Genomic DNA, 18505 nt, shown 5'->3' with positions numbered 1-18505 from the left:
CTTTTTATTACGTTTTGGGCTCACGGCGCCGACATAAAGTATAGCGGTTGCTTTGACGGAATAAAGCGCGCGAAAAGCGGCTTGAATATAGGCTTTACCCTGCGTAAAGCCCGGGGAGCGTTAGGATGAAAAGGCAATGGATTATTTTTATCATCGGCATGCTGCTGGTGCTGTTTCTGCCGGTGTACGCCGTTTGGCAGCAGTTCGTGATGGACAGGCAGCCTACGGCGGTGGAAGGGGTGCTTGACCTCAGCAAGCTGGATCTCCGGCATCACGGAGCGATCAGCTTGAACGGGGAGTGGGAATTTTACCGGAGCCAGCTGCTGACTCCAAAGGATTTTGACCGCAGCGTCTCCGTGAAGGAAGACGAGCGTCCAAGGCTGTCCGGGATGGCACGCCTGCCGGGCGCCTGGAACGATTATATTGCGGAGGACGGACAGCGAATGGCCGCGGGCTACGGGACGTTTCGCCTGATCGTTCAGGTCATGCCGGGGCAAGCGCTGACGTATGGCCTGCAGACCAACAATATCCGTTCCGCCAGCCGGGTGTTCATGGGCGGTTACGAGATTGGAGCCAGCGGAAATCCTGGGCGTACCGCCGATGACGGCGTTCAGAATAACGTTCCCTTCTTGGGTTTTGCCACCCTCTCGGGCGGACGGATCGAAGTTATCGTACAGGTCGCCAATTACTTGTATACCACCGGCGGCGTATTTACGCCGATCCTGTTCGGGGAGCAGCACGCGATTATGCAGAGCAAGGAGATGTATTTGTTCGCCGACTGGATGACGATCGCCGGATTTTTTACCGCCGCCATATATTTTCTCGGATTTCAGCAAATCCGCAAGAAGGAGCCGGCCTCCCTGCATCTCGGGTTGTTTTGCCTGACGGCGATTGGTTATGTCCTGCTGCATGGGGAGAAGCTGATTGCCGGCATTTTGCCGGGCCTATCCTATGAGTGGGTCCTGAAGAGCCAGCTGATGATATCCGCGCTGATTTACTATTTTTTATTAAAGTTTGTGTCCGCTTCGGTACGCGGCGGTGTTCATCCCATCGTCATGCGTTCTTACGCGTTTCTCGGTGGGGCATCCATCGCGGTTGCGATTATTTTTCCCAGTATTTTGTTCTCCAAAATCGAACCTCTGCTGGTCGCCTTCTCAGCGTTATGCATCGCCTACATTATCGGCATCATGCTGCGGGACCTCCGCCGGCGGCGGAATTCGGGAGAATACCTGTTGACAATTCTCGGCATCATCAGCATCCTCATGGTTATTATCACCAACCTGCTCCCGTTGATCGGGGTCTATGAAGGCATGGTTTTTACTCCCGCAGAAATGCTGATCTTCGTCGTGACTCAGTCGGCCCTGCTCGCCCGGCGCTACGACCGGACGTTTAATGAAGTGGAGCAGCTGTCCCGCAGGCTCCTGACATTAGATGGTTTGAAGGATGAGTTTATGGCGAACACCTCCCATGAGCTGCGAACACCCGTGCACGGAATGGTCAACATAGCCCAATCCTTGCTGGAAGGGGCCTCCGGGGAACTGAACCGGGAGCAGCGCGGCAATCTCAAGCTGATCATGACGACAGGGAAACGGCTGACGCTCCTCATCAACGATATTTTGGATTTTGCCAAGCTGAAGAACGGGGAGATCGTCATGAGGCGGCAGCCCGTCGATTTGGCTTCGGTGACCGGTTCCGTGCTGGAGATCATCCGCAATCTCGCGGGGAGCAAACGAATCAGGCTGGAGGAAAGCCTGCCGGAGGATCTGCCTTTCCTGCTGACGGACGAGGACCGTCTTCAGCAGATTTTGTTTAATCTCCTTGGCAATGCGGTGAAGAATACTTCCAGCGGAAGTATCCGGATTGCGGCCGGCCAACGGGGCGACGCCGTGCATATCTCAGTGGCCGACACCGGGATTGGCATTGCGGCGGATCGGCTGGAGGCTATTTTTACCCCGTTCGATCAGCTGGACATGCCGGAGGGGCACGAAACTTCCGGCACCGGCCTTGGGCTCAGCATTACCAAAAGGCTCGTTGAGCTGAGCGGCGGCCGCATTTGGGTCGAATCGCAGCTGGGACGGGGCTCAACCTTTCACTTCACCGTTCCTGCCGCCGGTTCAAGACCGAAAACGGCAGATCGCGCAGCAGCCGGCATCTCTTCGGAGCCCATCCGCGAGGAAACGGCTGCGGCACTGGCGCTTGCCGATCCGCAGCTGCCTGATCACGGGGCGGAACGCGCAGCCGTCCTGATGGTGGACGACGATCCCGTTAATCTTCAGGTGCTGCGCAATCTGCTGGCACTCGAAGGCTACCGGTTGATGACGGCCAGCAACGGTCAGGAAGCGCTGGAAAAGATCCAATCCGGGCAGTCGATCGATCTGGTCATTGCCGATTGGATGATGCCGGGCATGTCGGGCCTGGACCTGTGCCGAAGCGTGCGCCGGCAGTTTTCCCTGTCGGCCCTTCCGATTCTTCTTCTGACGGCCAGAAGCCTGCCGGAGGATGTCCGCATCGGGCTGTCGGCCGGAGCGAACGATTTTCTGCGCAAGCCGGTTGATGCCGAAGAGCTGCGGGCCAGGGTCAGAACCCTGCTGGAGCTGCGCAGGTCGGTCCGGAACGCCATTTCTGCGGAAATGGCCTTTCTGCAGGCCCAGATTAAGCCGCATTTTTTGTATAATGCGCTGAATACGATGATCGCCCTGCTGCCTATCGACCCGGAGAAGACGGCGGGCTTGCTTCACGAGCTCAGCCGGTACTTGCGGGGGAGCTTCGATTTCCGCAACCGGGACCAGCTGACCGTCCTTCGTCAGGAGATGGCCTTGGTTACGTCCTACTTAAACCTGGAGAAGGCCCGGTTTGAGGACCGGCTGCAGGTCGACTACGACATTCAGGCGGATATGAATCGTCTGGTGCCCCCGCTCACGATCCAGCCGATCGTTGAAAATGCGGTCAGGCACGGAATCATGCGCAAGGAAGAGGGCGGCAGGGTTAGGATATCGGTGCGAGAGCTGGAAGAGCGAGTGGAAATTGCCGTCGAGGACAATGGGATTGGCATGACGCCGGAACGGATGGAAGCTGTGCGGGAAGGCAGAGCCGGGAACGGCGTAGGGCTGAAAAATATTAACGCCCGCCTGCTGACGCTTTTTGGTACGGAGCTTATGATCGACAGCGATCCGGAGCGGGGAACCGTGGTCCGGTTCCATGTGCCGAAGCAGAAGCAGGGTTACTCTCAGGTGACACAAGAGGAGGACAAGCATGAGAGCGATATTGGTCGATGACGAAAATCCGGCGCTGCTTCAGTTGGAGCGGCTGATTCAAGGGGACGGGCGAATCGAGATCGCCGGCAAATTTACGCAGGTCCGGGCGGCACTGGAGCATGCCGAGGGGGTTCCGGTGGACATTGCATTTCTGGATATCGAGATGCCCGGCCTGAACGGGCTGGAGGCGGCGGAACGCCTGAACGCTATGCATCCCGGCATTCAGGTGGTGTTCGTGACGGCGTACAATCAGTACGCGATTGAAGCGTTCGAGGTAAACGCGATCGACTATCTGCTGAAGCCGGTCGATCCCGAGCGGTTTGCCAAAACCGTGAGCCGGCTCGAGGCGCGTTTGGCGCCTCAGCAGGAGACGGCGGCACCTGTCCTTGTCCGTCAGGATCCCCAAGTCATTTGCTTTAAGCGGATTGAAGTATTGGATGGCACGGGGAGCGGCAGCCGGCTCAAATGGCGGACGCAGAAAGCGCAGGAGCTGTTCGCCCTGCTGGTGCATCACCGCAACCGGTGGGTCGCGAAGGACCAGATTTTAATGACCCTATGGCCCGAACTCCCCGCCGATAGGGCGGTGACCCAGCTGCATACTTCCGTGTACCAGGTCCGCAAAATGCTGAAAGCCTGGGGGCTGGGTTCCACCGTGGATTACTCCCATGAGAGCTATTGTCTGGTTCAGCGGGAAGTCGAGGTGGACGTGGACCGGTTCCAGAGAGATACCGCCATGGAAGAAATCCGTGACCTGCGCGACCTGCAGCGCCTGCAGAGCGGATTGGCCCAATATCAGGGCGACTATCTTGAGGAGCATGATTACGGCTGGGCGATGTCGGCCCGCGAGGAGCTTCGGCGCCAATTCGTGCGCTCCAGCCTGCTGGCCGCCGAATATGAACAAGCCGTCGGACAGGCGCGCAGGGCGCTGGACCGGCTGCTGGGCCTGCAGAGCGTCGAACCTTTTTCGGATGAGATATGTCGGAAAGTTCTGCTCAGTTACCTTCAGGCCGGCGAAACAGGCGAGGCACAGAGGCATTACGATGCGTTTGTACGGGTCCTGTCCGAGGAGTTGGACGCTGAGCCGGAGATGGAGACGATGATGCTGGCGGAGCAAATTTTCTAGCCGTACAGGTACACCTCACGTTCGGACCGATATAGGCGCACCCAATGACCAGATTGAATGAATCGCCCAATCGATGTCCTTTTCGGGAAGCGCAGCTTACGGCAGCTGTGATATGTTAGAACCAAGGAGGGATCGGCGATGGTGGGTTTTCAGGAGCAGGAGCTGCAGGAATGGATCCGTTATTTTGAAAATAAAAATACTTCCTTCTGCACATGGACCGGAGGCACCCAAAGCGAGGAAGGCGTGATAACGATGCCTTATCCGGTATACGACGCCGGGGTTCAGCGCTTCATCGCAGCCGTCAGCGGCAGTGGACTGATGATGAAGGATTATTTGCAGCAGCTCGAGAAGGGGGATGCTCTTGCGCCGGAAGCGATCAGCGGGCTGGAGATGCCCCGGGATATGGAATTGCTGCGGGCGGCGCTGACCTATTTCGTCCGGCAGGAACGCTTTTGCGACGGGTTATGGGAGAAGGCGATCCGGGAAGGCATTTTCCTCAGCATTCTTTATAAGCTGCGGGAGGCTGAGCGGGGATCAAGGCCGGGAACCTAACGGGGAACGACGGGGTATCCGAAAAACATACGCTGGAATAGATAAAGCGGCCCATCCGGCCGCCTTTCTTTTTTTTATTCACTTTCGGGCTTGTGATAATCATCGCTTAAATGTCCCCGGCCTACTCTGATGGGATTTTTCCCTTTACCTGCTTTAACGTCGCTACGATCAAAAAACTGACGATTACCAACAAGAGCCATGAACTTACTTTTCCAAGATGAACGAGACTCCAGGCCTCGGCCTGATTCGGGTATTGCCAGGCGCCAAAGAACGTGGCGATATTTTCTGCGACCCAAATAAAAAATCCGATAAGCACAAAGGACAGGGCAAGCGGCATACGGTAACGCGTTCCGTTCACCTCATATTGAACCCAGGACCGCCAAAAGACAAGGATGACAAGTCCGGATAACCACCAACGGACATCAATCCAGAAATGGTGTATGAAAAAATTCAAGTAGATCGCAGCCGCAAGGGGGACAACGACCGCAAACGGCGGCCAATTCATCAGTTCAACCTTGAGTCTTCTCCACGCCTGGCAAAGATAACTCGCTACGCTGGCATACATGAACCCGCTGTATAAAGGGACGCCGAATATTTTGAAATATCCTTCTCCCGGGTATGACCAAGAGCCCATATGTACCTTGAAAAGTTCCAGAGCCAGCCCGATCAGATGGAACATCGTGATCACCTTGAGTTCGTCCCGTGTTTCGAGTCCGGAGCGAACCATCCACCACTGCATCAGGAGGCAAATGATTAGCAGCCAATCATACCTGGGCAGAAAGGGGAGGGGGATGATTTTCGTCAAAGCCAAGGAGGCAAAAATCACGACCGGGAACAAACAGGATAAAGCCTGCTCCCAACCGAATCGAACGAGCTGCTTGAACGCTCTGATGACCGGTGACTCCACTATTCGGCTATGATCCATCATGATCTTCATCACTCCGATACTCTAAAATATCCCCGGGTTGGCAATCCAACGCCTTACAAATCGCCTCTAACGTCGATAATCGAATCGCTTTCGCCTTCCCGTTCTTCAATATAGACAGGTTAGCCATGGTGATTCCTACCCGTTCCGACAGCTCGGTTACGCTCATTTTTCTTTTCGCCAGCATTACATCGATATTGATTACGATAGCCATTGTTTTCACCTCAGACCGTTAAGTCATTTTCCGATTTGATATCGATTGCTTCCTTCAGGAGCCTCTGAAGAACGGCGGCAAAGAAAGCGATCACCATGGATGCAAAAATAATGACTAGTCCGATTAAAATGACACCCGGAGCGTCATCTGCCTCCGCAATCAGATACAGGAGGGGCAAGCCGGCCACATACAAAATACTGATAGCGACGGCACAGTATTTGATATTCTTTAGCGCTCTTACGGACAACTCCGAGAAGGCTTCATTTCTGTCGATATAAATCAACAGTCTAAAGGATTGATACAGAGCGAGGTAAAAAGGGATTGCCGATGCATACAAGTCAGCAAACACAAGATATTTGAGATAGGCATGATCCGGATACAATTCTGCTGCGAAATCCGCGATCCCTGGCACCACAAAGATGCACAAAGCAAGGATCGGCAGTCCGATCAGAAACACAGCCACCTTTAAGAAGAGAGTCGACACCCGTTTCATAAAAACACCTCTTAATCATTATTGTTCCTCGAATTTAGCACATCATTTATCGTTTTACAATAAATAATTAATGAATAATATTATCATTTTGTTGTTAGTCGAGTTGAGGATCTCCTCAAACGAATAATGTATAAACAAAAAAAGCCATGTTTGCTCATGGCGTCTTGATGGCGGTTATTTGAGCCTCCCATATTGCTTTGCATAAGATAGGGTTCGATGGTATAACTTTTTGTCTTTTAAAAATTTTAGCGGATAAATTTGGGGCCGTGTATTGACCTCCAATATCCACAGTTTCTCCTTGTTGTCCACCGCTACATCCAAACCCAGTTCCTGAAATCCTTTGAGATGGCGGTCAAAATTTTTCGCTACCGAAACTCCTAACTGCTTCAGCGCTTTTTCCGTATTTTGAATGGAGGCCGAATGAAATCCCGCGCCTGTCAGCGTTGGCTGAAATAAACCGAGGCTTCCTCCCTGGTTATAGTTCGTTGCAATCTTCCCAGGACTCCCGATCTTTGCGAAGACGGCCGTACTGATCCACTCCCCTTTTTTCGTTTTCTGCACCATCACGCGAATATCGAACAGCTTTCCGTTCGTTTTAGCTAATGGGATCCCCTTCTGTAACAAATTCGGCCTTTTATTAGAAAAGCGGGAAAGCATATGATATAGCTCGTCAGCTGTTGCGAAGAAGGATTTTTCTTTCTTGAATTGGGTTTGGTACCCATTGTTCTTTTTATTGATCCGAATAATGCCCGCCCCGCCGGACCCATGCGTTGGTTTGAAGTAAACGGTTGAATATTTGGAAAGCATGGAGAACAGGTTTTTTCTATCAAAAGTTGCCGTGTGGGGGACATGTTTCCGTAAATCGCCCTGCTCTAATAACCAATTTGTTTTCTTCCATTTATCGCTGATCGAGCTGCTTTTGTACTTAGCCATACATACCACCACCTTCCTGACCTAACATATGAATGCAGCGATGTGCTTGCAACGATATCTGTCTATTGTGGCGATAAGAACGGAAAAAGTTAAAGTTCTATCCGCTAGCAGATCAAAAAAGGCGGCTCATCCGCCGCCCCTTCGCCCATTATATGAAATGGCGTTCTTTAAAGATCCGTTTTGCCTCGAATACCGCGTTCAGCACCCGGGGAAAGCCGGTGTACGGCGCGCATTGGATGATGGCTTCCACAATTTCGCCGGCGGACAGCCCGACGTTCAACCCGGCGTTGATGTGCACGTTCAGCTGCGCTTCACATCCCCCTTGCGTCGTCAGGGAAGCGATCGCAATCAGTTCGCGCTGCCTCAGGTCCAGCCCCTCCCGTGAATAAATGTCGCCAAAGGCAAATTCGATGACGTATTTCCCCAGGTCCGGGGCGATATCGCTGAGCGATTCCATAACACGCTGCCCGCCGTCGCCATCGACTTCCAGCAGCTTTTCCCATCCGCGTTCGTAACGTTCGTTTGTCATTGTTTATGACCTCCTGAAATGATGTTTTAACCGCTTCGTGAGTTATATGCTACAGCTTTGAGCGCGCTCTAAAGCAAGGTTTTTTTTGCATGGAATTTTGCCATTCCAAGGAGACGCAAGGAATTAAAGCAGATCGAAGCAAAGGGCCTGCTATGCATAGGGGATTTAGTGATATAATGCAGCCATGGAGAACCAATACACGATTCAGCAGATTTCCCAAAAAACCGGTCTGTCCGTGCATACGCTGCGTTACTACGAGCGGATTGGCTTGTTGGAAGGGGTACCCCGGGATGAGCACGGTTACCGCCTGTACCGGGAGTTCGATTTGTTATGGGTTGAATTTTTGATGCGGTTAAGGGGAACGGGAATGCCGATCAGCGAGATGAAGCGGTTTTCGGACCTGCGGAGTGAAGGCGATTCCACGATAACGGAAAGGCGGGAAATGCTGGAGGCCCACCAGGCGCACATTCATGAGCAAATGCGGGTGCTCCGGGATCATTTGCGAAGTATTGACGATAAGATCGATCATTACAAAGGTATGGAAAAAGAACAAAACCAGGCGGTGCCACCCAACGTGCCGTCTGGGAAATGAGCAAAAAGAGGCCGCGCTGGCCTCTTTTTGTTGTCTGCACCCTTTCGTTCATTCCGAGGGAATACACTAAATCTCATTCCGAGGTAGTACACTAAATCCATCTCTAGGTAATACGCGAAAGGAAATTCTTAGGCTCCCTTTGCGGCGACTCCCCATTTACCTCCTAAATCCTTAAATCACCTTTGTCCGTCCCGCATCCGTGCTCGTTTTAGTCTGCTGAGGAGACAAACGATATAAATGACTTTATATAAACTTAACTAAAATGGTTAATATCAGTTTACATAGTTCATTCTACGCGCTATAATCTCCTTGTAAAAGAGAAGACGAGGAGGAATTGGCATGAAGTCGATTTTGATTACGGGTGCTTCATCGGGTATTGGAAAAGCGGCGGCACAGTTTTTTCAGCAGCAGGGGTGGAATGTTATTGCGACGATGCGTTCGCCGGAACAGGAAACCGGACTGCGGTCCTTGGAGCGGGTGCTGGTGACCCGTTTGGATGTGGAGCGGAAGGATACCATCGAGGCGGCGGTAGCAGAGGGGATTGACCGGTTTGGGCGGATCGATGTCCTGCTGAACAACGCAGGTTATGCGGCATTCGGGGCTTTTGAAGCGGCGACGGACGCCCAGGTGCGCAAACAGTTTGATGTCAACGTCCATGGAGTGATGCAGACGACCCGGGCGCTTCTTCCACATTTCCGGGCCCAGGGCGGCGGAACGGTGATCAACGTTTCGTCGGCCGGCGGCAGGGTGGCTTTCCCGCTGCTGTCGTTGTACCACGCGAGTAAGTGGGCGGTGGAAGGCTTCTCCGAATCGCTCTACTATGAGCTGGCTGAACACAACATCCGGGTGAAGCTCGTGGAGCCGGGCAACGTGGCGACGGATTTTACCGGACGTTCGCTGGATGTGCTGAAGGACGATTCGCTGGAGGCATACGCCGCGCCTATACCGGCACTGTTATGAAAAAGCAGCTGGAGAGCTTCGAAACCCAGTCGTCCTCACCGGAGCACATCGCCAAGACGATCTACGAGGCGGCGGCCGATCCTTCTCCCCGGTTCCGGTATATCGCCGGTCCGGACGCCGAGTTCCTGCTGGACATGCGCAGCAGGGTGCCGGAGGAGGAATTTATGGCCGGTATTGCTCAGCAGTTCCGGTGATATGGGGGCTCACCCCCGAGCACCGATGTAGGGGGGCGCTGCTGCTCCTTTGAATCAGCTAGATAACCAAAAGAGGCGTGCCGTAAGGAGACACGCCTCTTTTTTGCATCCTCCCCACAAGCTGGGTATTTTTAAAGGTCACGAGCGGGGGGGAGTAGTGCTGGTGGCGGCGATCGCGAAACAAATGGCCAGAAGTTAAAGTGAGGAGACGAGGTCAGTCTCCTCAAGCCCCTCAGAGGCAGCAGTCACCGCTACCTGAACTCCAAAGAGGGAAAGCATATGGGGTGGAAAGTTTACGTGCCGCCTTTGAAGCCGTGTTCCCGCCTCCTCATCTAATCAAAGGAACACGGCTTCAACAGCGGCTGGAGCCCCAAATGCGTCCCTCCCCGAGCGCAAAAGTCTGAGTTTCGTTGCTGCTCCTTCGAATCAGCTTGATAACCAAAAGAGGCGTGCCGTAAGGCCACACGCCTCTTTTTTGCATCCCCCCACAAGCTGATTATTTTTTAAGGCCACGAGCGAAGGCGTTGTGCTGGTGCGGTAACCGAAGGAGAAACAATTGGCTAAGCAGCAGTGAGAAGCAGATAGGGGCGTTCTAGCAGCTACCCCAAGAGCAGCAGTCCCCGCGACCTGAACTCCAAAGAGGGAAAGCATATGGGGTGGAAAGTTTACGTGCCGCCTTTGAAGCCGTGTTCCCACCTCCTTATCTCATCAAGGAACACGGCTTCAACAGCGGCTGGAGCCCCAAATGCGTCCCTCCCCCGAGCGCTGAAGTATGGGTTTCGTTACGGCTTCTTCGAGGAGACCAGCAGCCAACTAGAAAGAGGCGTGCCGCAAGGAGACACTCCTCTTTTTTTGCATCCTCCCCACAAGCTGATTATTTTTTAAGGCCACGAGCGAAGGCGTTGTGCTGGGTACGGTAACCGAAGGAGAAACAATTGGCTAAGCAGTAGTGAGAAGCAGATGGGGGCGTTTTAGCAGCTACCCCAAGAGCAGCAGTCCCCGCGACCTGAACTCCAAAGAGGGAAAGCATATGGGGTGGAAAGTTTACGTGCCGCCTTTGAAGCCGTGTTCCCACCTCCTTGTCTCATCAAGGAACACGGCTTCAACAGCGGCTGGAACCCCAAATGCGTCCCTCCCTCGAGCGCAAAAGTCTGGGTTTCGTTGCTGCTCCTTCGAATCGCCCAATAATCCCATCACAGATGCGGCATAAGGGCTTCTGTCCTTTTTTTTCAACCACGCCCCCAACCTTAAAAAATAACCAGCCCACCCCTGTTCATGCCAAGCATCCCCCGCCCCTCCACCGTTACTATGAAAAATAAGCACAGCTATACGACGTGCGCGAAAAGGAGGACCGATATGTCGACGATCAAAACGGAAGCGGCCGAGCTGACGCCCTCAAGCGTGGTCCGAAGGCCGGGAAGGGGCGGCGGACTGATCCACCTCATGTGGAAGTACAAGGCGCTGTACGTGATTTCCCTTCCCGGGATCGTGTATTTTCTCATCTTCAAGTACATTCCGCTGGGCGGCTCAATCATCGCGTTTCAGGATTACAACATTTTTAAGGGCTTCACGGGCAGCAAGTGGGTGGGCTTCGCCAACTTTACGATGATGTTCCAGCATTACGACTTTTTGCGGATTTTGAAAAATACGCTGCTCATCGGGCTCTACGACCTGATCATTGCGTTTCCAGCCCCGATCATTCTGGCCCTGCTGCTCAACGAGCTGAGGCTGGTCGTGTTCAAAAGGGTCATCCAAACCGTGGTGTATATGCCGCACTTTCTGTCCTGGGTCGTCATCGCCGGCATGTCGGTGGCCATTTTGTCCCCGTCCACAGGCATCTTGAACCAACTGCTCGGTCTGTTCGGCATCGAGCCGGTGTACTTCCTCGGCGACAACGCCTACATCCGCAGCGTGCTGGTCGGCTCGGGCATTTGGCGGGACATGGGGTACGGCACGATCCTGTACCTGGCCGCCCTGGCGGGAATCAATCCCGACCTGTACGAAGCGGCCGAGATCGACGGGGCGAACCGGTGGAAGCAGACGCTCCGGATCACGCTGCCGGCGCTGCTGCCGACGATCATGATTTTGTTCCTGCTGCACATCGGCAAGTTCCTCGACTTCGGCTTTGAGCGGGTGTGGGTGTTCCTGAACGCGCTCAATACGGAAAACGGGGAGATTCTCGACACGTACATTTACCGCTCCGGCCTCCTGTCGCAGCAGTACAGCTACACAACGGCGGTGGGCCTGTTTAAATCGGTGGTGGGACTGGTGCTGGTCCTGATCGGCAACCTACTCAGCAAGAAAACGACAGGCGAAGGCCTGTACTAGAAGGGAGGAACGACGGTTGCACCGAATGATGTCTAAGAGCTATCAACTATTCAACGCGTTCAACATCCTGTTCATGTGCCTGCTCGGGCTCGCCATGTTCCTGCCGTTTCTGAACGTCATCGCCCAGTCCTTCAGTTCGTCGGAAGCGGTCACGTCGGGCAAGGTAACGTTCTGGCCGGTGGACGCTACGACGATCAATTACCGGTACGTGTTCAGCGACACGTCAATATGGCGCGCGTTCGCGGTATCCGTCTTCATTACGGTGGCCGGAACATTGATCAACCTGGTGGCGACGGCAACGCTGGCTTACCCGGTGTCCCGCGAGGAGTATGTCGGGCGCAAGCTGATCATGCTGATGGTGCTGATCACGATGATTTTCAGCGCGCCGCTGATTCCGAACTTTTTGCTGATGAAAAATCTGCACTTGATGAATACCCCGTGGGCCATGATTTTGCCCGGTGCGATCAGCGCGTTTAACTTTTTTGTGATGCATTCGTTCTTCAAGCAGCTGCCCGCGGAGGTCATCGATTCCGCCCGCATCGACGGCTGCGGGGAGGTACGTATCCTGATGAAGATGGTGGTGCCGCTCTCCAAGCCGGTGATGGCCTCGCTCGGTATTTTTTACGCGGTAGGACATTGGAACGCCTATATGAACGCGCTGTATTACATCGATCAGCCGAAGTGGTGGCCGCTGCAGGTGCTGCTGAAAAAGATGTTCGAGACCGACGATCTCAGCATCGACCCCGGCGCCTCGCAGTTCAGCGAGCTGGCGTTTACCTCCCCGGAGGGGATCAAGATGGCGACCATTGTCATCGCAACGCTGCCGATCATTTTGCTGTATCCGTTCCTGCAGAAGCATTTTGTGAAAGGGCTTACACTCGGCGCGGTCAAATCTTAAAAATGAACTACCCGAACTGAAGTTGCCACCTCACGGTCGGGCAAACGTTAACGATACAATCAACTTGCCAACTCCAACAAAGAGCATACACAAGAGCAATCAAAGCGGGGAAAGAGGGGATACGATGAAAAAATGGGTAAGCCTGATGCTGGCCACCGTAGTGACGGCATCTCTGCTCGCCGGGTGCGGCGGCAAAGACAATGATTCATCCGCCAGCGGCAAGGATGCGGGGACGAGCACGGAGGACAACGGGGTCACCAAGTTTTCGATTTCACTGCGGACGCTGAATTTCGGCCACGTGGAAAAATCGCCGGACATCAACGCGGATAAGTGGGTGAAGAAGCTGGAGGAGCTGACGAATACCGACATGGACATCCGCCTGGTTCCGCACAGCGAATACGACCAGAAGATGGCGCAAATGTTTGCTACGGGCGACATTCCGGACGTGGTGCAGGGCCAGGGCGGAGTAACCGGGAAAGAGATGGCGGGATCGGTGGAGGCGGGGGTCTTTATGCCGCTGGACGACCTGCTGCAGAAGTACGGGCAGAACCTGCTGCAAAAAATCCCGAAAGAAGCCTGGAATCGCATGACCTATGAAGGTAAAATCTATGGTATTCCGGAGTGGCTCGGCAACCCTTCCCGCCGCGCGACCTGGATCCGTAAGGATCTGTTGGACAAAGCAGGCCTGCCGGCGCCGAAGACGATCGACGATTTTATGGAAGTGCTGCGCGCTTTTAAAAAGATGGGCGTCGAAAATCCCTACATGGGCCGTCAGGACTTCAAATATGCGGATACGGTCTTCGGAGCGTATGATGTTTTTCCTTATTTAAGCCAGTTTGAGGAAGTGGACGGCCAGGTGCAGCCCAAATTTTTCGATGCAGACAATATGATGAAAGCGCTGTCCACCTACAAAACGATGTATGACGAAGGGCTGATCAACAAGGAATTTGCCACGATCAACCCGACGACGTTCAAGAACACGATCCTGTCCGGAAAAGCCGGCATCTGGTCGATGAACGCCAACGAGCTGCTCCAATGGCAGACCCAGCTTCAGGATACGGTTCCGGACGCGAAGCTCGAAGTGATCCCCTCCCCGACAGGACCGGACGGCAAGGGCGGATATTATTTGTATGGCGACGTAAACCGTTCCTATTTCATTAATGCCAAATACGAACATCCGGAGAAAATCATTCAATTCCTCGATTGGATGGTATCGAATGAAGCCGAGAAGTTTTTCACCTTCGGTGTCGAAGGCGAAACGTACACGATGGAAGGGGACAAAATCAACTACAAGCAGCCGACCGACTCCAAAGCGGTTGACGAGGAGCGCTACCGCCAGTCCTTCCTGTGGCTCGTGCAGGACACGACGTACAACAAGGGATCGCTCAGCCTGACGGAAGACGGGCGCAAGCTGATGGGCGTGTTCGATAACATTCTGGCGAACGAGGGCCGTGACGGCATCGAATTCGACCCCAGATTGGAAGCGCTTAAAAAGAACCCGGACATCACCCCGCTTTCGGATACGCCGCCACCGGTGCTTGTGACCCACATGGTCAAAATGGTCTACGGCCAGGAGCCGATCGAAAATTGGCCGAAGGTAATCGAGGAATGGAAGTCCAAGGGCGGCAATGCCGTACTGAAAGAAGCCAATGAACGCTACCAGAAAAAAGAGGGCATCTTCCTGCCGCGGAAGTAGGAATTGACGGTTCTTCACCTGCTAGAGATGTTGGGGCGGCGACCCGCACCGGTTCCCGCCGCCCAAAAATGAATCCTGAATACGAAATCGAAAGGAGCTCTTGAGGATGTATCGGATTTTACTCGTTGACGATGAACCTATGATTCTGAAAGGACTAAGCGTATTCATTCAGCAGTCCGGGATCCGGATTTCATCCATCCGGCTCGCCGCCAACGGGCGCGAGGCGCTGCAGGCGATCGGGGAGGAGCTCCCCGATTTCGTGTTTACGGATATCCGGATGCCGGTCATGGACGGCCTGTCCCTGTGTGAGGCCATCGCCAAGCAGGAGTACCCGGTGCAGACGGTGGTCGTATCCGGTTATGGCGATTTCTCCTATGCCCAGGCCTGTATGGCTTTCGGCGTCAGGGAATACCTGCTGAAGCCGGTGGCCAAACGGGAGCTGGCGGATACGCTGCGGCGCCTGGTGCAGCGGGCTGAGAAGCAGAAGCCGGCCTCCGCCTACCTTTCCGTCGCCAAGATGGATGCATGGCTGGAGCGGTTTGACCAGGCCATCTACTATATGAACCGCAGCCAGGTTCAGGAACTGCTGGAGGAGTGGCGGCGGGAGACTTCCGCTTTTCAGCTTCAGGAGCGGCAAAAGGCCGAAATGCTGGAGGAATTCCACGGCCTGCTCGTTAAGAAGCTAAGAGCCAGGGAGATGAACATCGAACTGGACGACAGCCTGGAGCTCAGCCCGGACTCCACCGGGGAAGAGGCCTTCGGGCGGTTCGCCGAGCGGATCGGCCAGACGCTGGACCGCCTGTACCGGAAGCGGAAAGGGAAATGGAAAGACCCGATCGAGGAAGCCAAGCATTACATCGAGCGCAATTTGGCCAGCGAGGTGTCGCTGGAGGAAGTAGCGGATCAGCTGGGGCTGCATCCCAACTATTTCAGCGTCATGTTCAAGCAGGCGACGGGAGAAACCTTCGTCCAGTACCGCACGAAGCGGCGCATGGAATACGCCAAGCGGATGCTCGGCGAGGAATCGCACCGGATCACCGACATTTCATACGCGGTTGGATATGCCGACCATTCCAACTTCACGAAAACCTTCAAGAAATACGAAGGCATCTCGCCTTCGGAATACCGGCAGCGGCTGGGGATCTGACATGTTCCGCAGAAGCATCTCCCACCGCATATTCGGCTACTTCATGGTATTAATCGTCATTTCCTTATCGGTGGTCGGCACCATCACTTACGTGCAGTCGTCCAAACTTCTGGACCGCCAGCTGGAACGCTACCTGTCCCAAATGATCACCCACGCGGCCTATCATACGGACTTGTACCTCCAGACGTTCGACAATGCCAGCAAAATCATTCTGTCCGACCCGGACGTCCTGAAGTTCATGGAGATGGACCCGGACAACAGTTTCCAGTATTACGAGCTGTCGCGGCGGATTCAGAGCAAGGTGTTCGATTCGGCCTTTATCATTTATCCGCAGATCGAACTGATTTACGTCATTAATCAGGATGGCAAGGCGATCACGACGAAGGACATCATCCAGGATGAGGTCAAGGATTATAAATCGTATTATCGTTTAATCGAGCAAAATATTCCGAAGGACGGTCTAGGCGCGATCATCAACTCGGCAACGGTGGATCCGGGGGAAGAGCAGTACATTACGTTCATCCGCCGCGTGCGCGGGCTTCTGTCGCACCAGCCGCGGGGCATCCTCGGCATGAAGCTTAACACCAGGGAGATATCCAAGCTGTGGGGACAAATGGACCTGGGGGACAAAGGCTACTCCTTCATTGTGGACAGCAAGGGCAATTTCGTCGATAAGCCGGAGGACGCCGTCATCCCGGAGTTCATGGACGATGAGGTCAAGAAGAACCTGCTCAGCGGGCAGGGCACCTTCACGGCCGTCGTCAACGGGGAAAAGCGGATGTATGTGTCGCAGCGGCTCAGCGCCGCCGATTGGCAGATGGTCATTTCGGTCCCGGTGAAGGAGCTCCGTAAACCGATCATGAACATCCGCTATACGACGGTTATTGCCGGCTTCATCACGTTAATGGTCGCGATGTGGATTGCAGGCCGGTTCGGCCGGTCTCTCGTACAGCCGCTCAAGAAGCTCGTCCGCAACATGCGCATGATGGAAAAAGGCGAGTGGAAGACGATTGAGGGGGAGGAGCAGCGCCAGGATGAGTTCGGGTTCCTGATCTCGAGCTACAACCTGATGCTGACGCGGCTGTCGGAGATGATCGAGCGCGTCTACGAGGCGGAAATCCGCTCGCACAAGACGGAGCTGAATCTGCAGAAAATCGCGCTGGAGCAGCATAAGGCCGAATTCCAGGCGCTGCAGCTGCAGATCAATCCGCACTTTCTGTACAACACGCTCGAGACCATCAAATGCTACGCCGTCGTCCAGGATTCCGAAGAAATCATGGAAATGGTCGAAGCGATGGCGGCCATGCTGAGATATGCGATTCAGACGAACCTGTCGGAGATTACGGTCGTCGACGAGCTGAAGCATGTGCTGAATTACATGACCATCCTGCAGTACCGGACCCAGCGGCAGTTTGAGCTGGATGTTGACGTTCCTCCGGATCTGCTGCTGCACAAGATGGTCCGGCTGACGCTGCAGCCGCTGATCGAAAACATGTTCCAGCATGCGTTCCCCGACGGGATTCAGGATCATCACCGGATCCGGATCGGCGCGGAGGTCCGCGAAGGAGGGTTCCGGCTGACCGTGCAGGATAACGGCGCCGGCATGACGGAGGAGAAGCTTCATTCGCTGCGCCAAAAGCTGGAGCTGAACCGGCTTGCGGAGTCCGATTCGGGCTCCCTGTACCACAAAGGCGGGTTGGGCCTCATGAACGTGCACCGGCGGATCCAGATGGTCTACGGTGAAGCGTACGGATTGACGATTGACAGCGCTTTGCATCACGGAACGACGATTCGGATGTCGCTGCCGTTTGACGGCAGCATCACTTGCATGTATGAGGAGGAGAACGTGGGATGAAGATCGATTTGCAGGGGAAAATGGCGCTGGTGACCGGTGCCAGCTCAGGCATCGGCCGGGAAGCGGCCAGGTCGCTCGCGGCCGCGGGAGCCGCGGTGGCGGTTCATTATAACCGGGGCCGGGAGGAGGCGGAAGCGCTTGCGGCGGAAATCGCCGCGTCGGGCGGCAGGGCCGCCGTCGTCCAGGCGGACGTCACCCGCACCGAGGAACTAGCGGTGATGCTGGATACGGTCCAGCGGGAGCTGGGCGGCCCGGTGAATATTTTGGTGAACAATGCGGGCCACCTGGTGAAGCGGGTACCGAATGCCGAAATGACCGAGGAGCATTATACGCATGTCATGGACGTCAATTTCAAGTCCTGCGTGTTTTTGAGCAAGCTGGTCATTCCGGGCATGGCAACCCGTGGCGGCGGGTCCATCATCAATATGACTTCGGTCGCCGCCCATGACGGCGGAGGGCCGGGAGCATCGGTATATGCGGCCAGCAAAGCGGCGGTCATTTCCTTCTCCAAGGGTCTGGCCAAGGAAGTTGCCCCGCAGGGCATCCGGGTTAACTGCGTTTCGCCGGGCTTTATCGGCCGGACGGCCTTTCACGCCACCTTCACCTCGGATGAAGGCCGGGCCGCCACGGTGTCCAAAATCCCGCTCGGCCGGGAAGGGACGCCGCAGGATGTTGCCGATACGGTGCTGTATCTGGCTTCGGACCTGTCCCGCTATCTTACGGGTGAGACTATTGAAGTGAACGGCGGATTGTTCATGCGGTAAGGGTTTCGTCCAAGGCAGTAAGGGTCAAAGGACAGTGCCCAGAAAATA

General features: G+C 54.8%; 17 protein-coding genes. 12 read left to right on the top strand and 5 right to left on the bottom strand.

The genetic code is table 11. The features are described from left to right. Window positions 1-125: 125 nt before the first annotated feature. From MKY74_RS31640 to MKY74_RS31630, 3 genes are all read left to right on the top strand, one after another. Window positions 126-3275 (top strand): hybrid sensor histidine kinase/response regulator, encoded by a 3150-nt coding sequence (locus MKY74_RS31640; protein ID WP_076173770.1) that lies wholly within the window; start codon window positions 126-128, stop codon window positions 3273-3275. Next, window positions 3253-4377 carry a response regulator gene (locus MKY74_RS31635; RefSeq protein ID WP_076173769.1) on the top strand — a complete coding sequence of 375 codons (1125 nt, stop codon included), beginning with the start codon at window positions 3253-3255 and terminating at the stop codon, window positions 4375-4377. Before MKY74_RS31640 ends, MKY74_RS31635 begins: the two co-directional genes overlap by 23 nt. A gap of 138 nt (window positions 4378-4515) precedes the next feature. Further along, window positions 4516-4929, top strand: coding sequence for a DUF6508 domain-containing protein (locus tag MKY74_RS31630; RefSeq protein ID WP_076173768.1), 414 nt, complete (start codon window positions 4516-4518; stop codon window positions 4927-4929). A gap of 121 nt (window positions 4930-5050) precedes the next feature. On the opposite strand, the gene MKY74_RS31625 is transcribed toward MKY74_RS31630, so the two are convergent. The 5 genes from MKY74_RS31625 to MKY74_RS31605 all read right to left on the bottom strand — a co-directional run bounded on the left by MKY74_RS31625 (window position 5051) and on the right by MKY74_RS31605 (window position 8023). Then, window positions 5051-5821 (bottom strand): DUF817 domain-containing protein, encoded by a 771-nt coding sequence (locus tag MKY74_RS31625; protein ID WP_076173978.1) that lies wholly within the window; start codon window positions 5819-5821, stop codon window positions 5051-5053. A 22-nt stretch (window positions 5822-5843) separates the two neighbouring features. Further along, the gene (locus tag MKY74_RS31620; protein WP_076173767.1) at window positions 5844-6068 is read right to left on the bottom strand and encodes a helix-turn-helix domain-containing protein; all 225 of its coding nucleotides are present in this window, start codon (window positions 6066-6068) and stop codon (window positions 5844-5846) included. 10 nt (window positions 6069-6078) lie between these two features. Beyond that, the gene (locus MKY74_RS31615; protein ID WP_076173766.1) at window positions 6079-6561 is read right to left on the bottom strand and encodes a DUF2975 domain-containing protein; all 483 of its coding nucleotides are present in this window, start codon (window positions 6559-6561) and stop codon (window positions 6079-6081) included. Between the two features lie 174 nt (window positions 6562-6735). Continuing rightward, window positions 6736-7494, bottom strand: coding sequence for a YheC/YheD family protein (locus tag MKY74_RS31610; protein ID WP_076173765.1), 759 nt, complete (start codon window positions 7492-7494; stop codon window positions 6736-6738). Window positions 7495-7642: 148 nt separating this feature from the next. Continuing rightward, window positions 7643-8023: a carboxymuconolactone decarboxylase family protein gene (locus tag MKY74_RS31605; protein WP_076173764.1), complete on the bottom strand. Its 381-nt coding sequence runs from the start codon at window positions 8021-8023 to the stop codon at window positions 7643-7645. A gap of 184 nt (window positions 8024-8207) precedes the next feature. On the opposite strand from MKY74_RS31605, the gene MKY74_RS31600 reads away from it, so the two are divergent. The 9 genes from MKY74_RS31600 (at window position 8208) to MKY74_RS31560 (ending at window position 18457) form a co-directional block, all read left to right on the top strand. Continuing rightward, entirely contained in the window at window positions 8208-8615 is a 408-nt protein-coding gene (locus MKY74_RS31600; RefSeq protein WP_076173763.1) for a MerR family transcriptional regulator, read from the top strand. A 339-nt stretch (window positions 8616-8954) separates the two neighbouring features. Then, window positions 8955-9575 carry an SDR family oxidoreductase gene (locus MKY74_RS31595; protein WP_244169378.1) on the top strand — a complete coding sequence of 207 codons (621 nt, stop codon included), beginning with the start codon at window positions 8955-8957 and terminating at the stop codon, window positions 9573-9575. Then, window positions 9572-9769 (top strand): hypothetical protein, encoded by a 198-nt coding sequence (locus MKY74_RS31590; protein ID WP_244169377.1) that lies wholly within the window; start codon window positions 9572-9574, stop codon window positions 9767-9769. The genes MKY74_RS31595 and MKY74_RS31590 overlap by 4 nt, the downstream gene beginning before the upstream one ends. A 1356-nt stretch (window positions 9770-11125) precedes the next feature. Beyond that, window positions 11126-12097, top strand: a complete 972-nt coding sequence (locus MKY74_RS31585; protein WP_076175499.1) for an ABC transporter permease — start codon at window positions 11126-11128, stop codon at window positions 12095-12097. Window positions 12098-12122: 25 nt separating this feature from the next. After that, window positions 12123-12995 (top strand): carbohydrate ABC transporter permease, encoded by an 873-nt coding sequence (locus tag MKY74_RS31580; protein WP_076175502.1) that lies wholly within the window; start codon window positions 12123-12125, stop codon window positions 12993-12995. 124 nt (window positions 12996-13119) lie between these two features. Then, window positions 13120-14691 (top strand): extracellular solute-binding protein, encoded by a 1572-nt coding sequence (locus tag MKY74_RS31575; protein WP_076175504.1) that lies wholly within the window; start codon window positions 13120-13122, stop codon window positions 14689-14691. Between the two features lie 106 nt (window positions 14692-14797). Continuing rightward, entirely contained in the window at window positions 14798-15838 is a 1041-nt protein-coding gene (locus tag MKY74_RS31570; RefSeq protein ID WP_076175506.1) for a response regulator transcription factor, read from the top strand. A gap of 1 nt (window position 15839) precedes the next feature. Continuing rightward, a complete protein-coding gene (locus tag MKY74_RS31565; protein WP_076175508.1) occupies window positions 15840-17693 on the top strand; it encodes a sensor histidine kinase in 1854 nt (617 codons plus the stop codon). Next, window positions 17690-18457 carry an SDR family NAD(P)-dependent oxidoreductase gene (locus MKY74_RS31560; protein ID WP_076175511.1) on the top strand — a complete coding sequence of 256 codons (768 nt, stop codon included), beginning with the start codon at window positions 17690-17692 and terminating at the stop codon, window positions 18455-18457. The genes MKY74_RS31565 and MKY74_RS31560 overlap by 4 nt, the downstream gene beginning before the upstream one ends. Window positions 18458-18505: the final 48 nt, after the last annotated feature.

The organism is Paenibacillus sp. FSL R5-0378 (assembly GCF_038009285.1).
Classification (GTDB): Bacteria; Bacillota; Bacilli; order Paenibacillales; family Paenibacillaceae; genus Paenibacillus_AQ; species Paenibacillus_AQ favisporus.
This window is presented reverse-complemented; position numbering and strand designations above follow the sequence as displayed.

Coding starts and splice junctions, on each gene's coding strand:
- MKY74_RS31640 (WP_076173770.1), top strand. CDS start 126: ATGAAAAGGCAATGGATTATTTTTATCATCGGCATGCTGCTGGTGCTG.
- MKY74_RS31635 (WP_076173769.1), top strand. CDS start 3,253: ATGAGAGCGATATTGGTCGATGACGAAAATCCGGCGCTGCTTCAGTTG.
- MKY74_RS31630 (WP_076173768.1), top strand. CDS start 4,516: ATGGTGGGTTTTCAGGAGCAGGAGCTGCAGGAATGGATCCGTTATTTT.
- MKY74_RS31620 (WP_076173767.1), bottom strand. CDS start 6,068: ATGGCTATCGTAATCAATATCGATGTAATGCTGGCGAAAAGAAAAATG.
- MKY74_RS31615 (WP_076173766.1), bottom strand. CDS start 6,561: ATGAAACGGGTGTCGACTCTCTTCTTAAAGGTGGCTGTGTTTCTGATC.
- MKY74_RS31610 (WP_076173765.1), bottom strand. CDS start 7,494: ATGGCTAAGTACAAAAGCAGCTCGATCAGCGATAAATGGAAGAAAACA.
- MKY74_RS31605 (WP_076173764.1), bottom strand. CDS start 8,023: ATGACAAACGAACGTTACGAACGCGGATGGGAAAAGCTGCTGGAAGTC.
- MKY74_RS31600 (WP_076173763.1), top strand. CDS start 8,208: ATGGAGAACCAATACACGATTCAGCAGATTTCCCAAAAAACCGGTCTG.
- MKY74_RS31595 (WP_244169378.1), top strand. CDS start 8,955: ATGAAGTCGATTTTGATTACGGGTGCTTCATCGGGTATTGGAAAAGCG.
- MKY74_RS31590 (WP_244169377.1), top strand. CDS start 9,572: ATGAAAAAGCAGCTGGAGAGCTTCGAAACCCAGTCGTCCTCACCGGAG.
- MKY74_RS31585 (WP_076175499.1), top strand. CDS start 11,126: ATGTCGACGATCAAAACGGAAGCGGCCGAGCTGACGCCCTCAAGCGTG.
- MKY74_RS31580 (WP_076175502.1), top strand. CDS start 12,123: ATGATGTCTAAGAGCTATCAACTATTCAACGCGTTCAACATCCTGTTC.
- MKY74_RS31575 (WP_076175504.1), top strand. CDS start 13,120: ATGAAAAAATGGGTAAGCCTGATGCTGGCCACCGTAGTGACGGCATCT.
- MKY74_RS31570 (WP_076175506.1), top strand. CDS start 14,798: ATGTATCGGATTTTACTCGTTGACGATGAACCTATGATTCTGAAAGGA.
- MKY74_RS31565 (WP_076175508.1), top strand. CDS start 15,840: ATGTTCCGCAGAAGCATCTCCCACCGCATATTCGGCTACTTCATGGTA.
- MKY74_RS31560 (WP_076175511.1), top strand. CDS start 17,690: ATGAAGATCGATTTGCAGGGGAAAATGGCGCTGGTGACCGGTGCCAGC.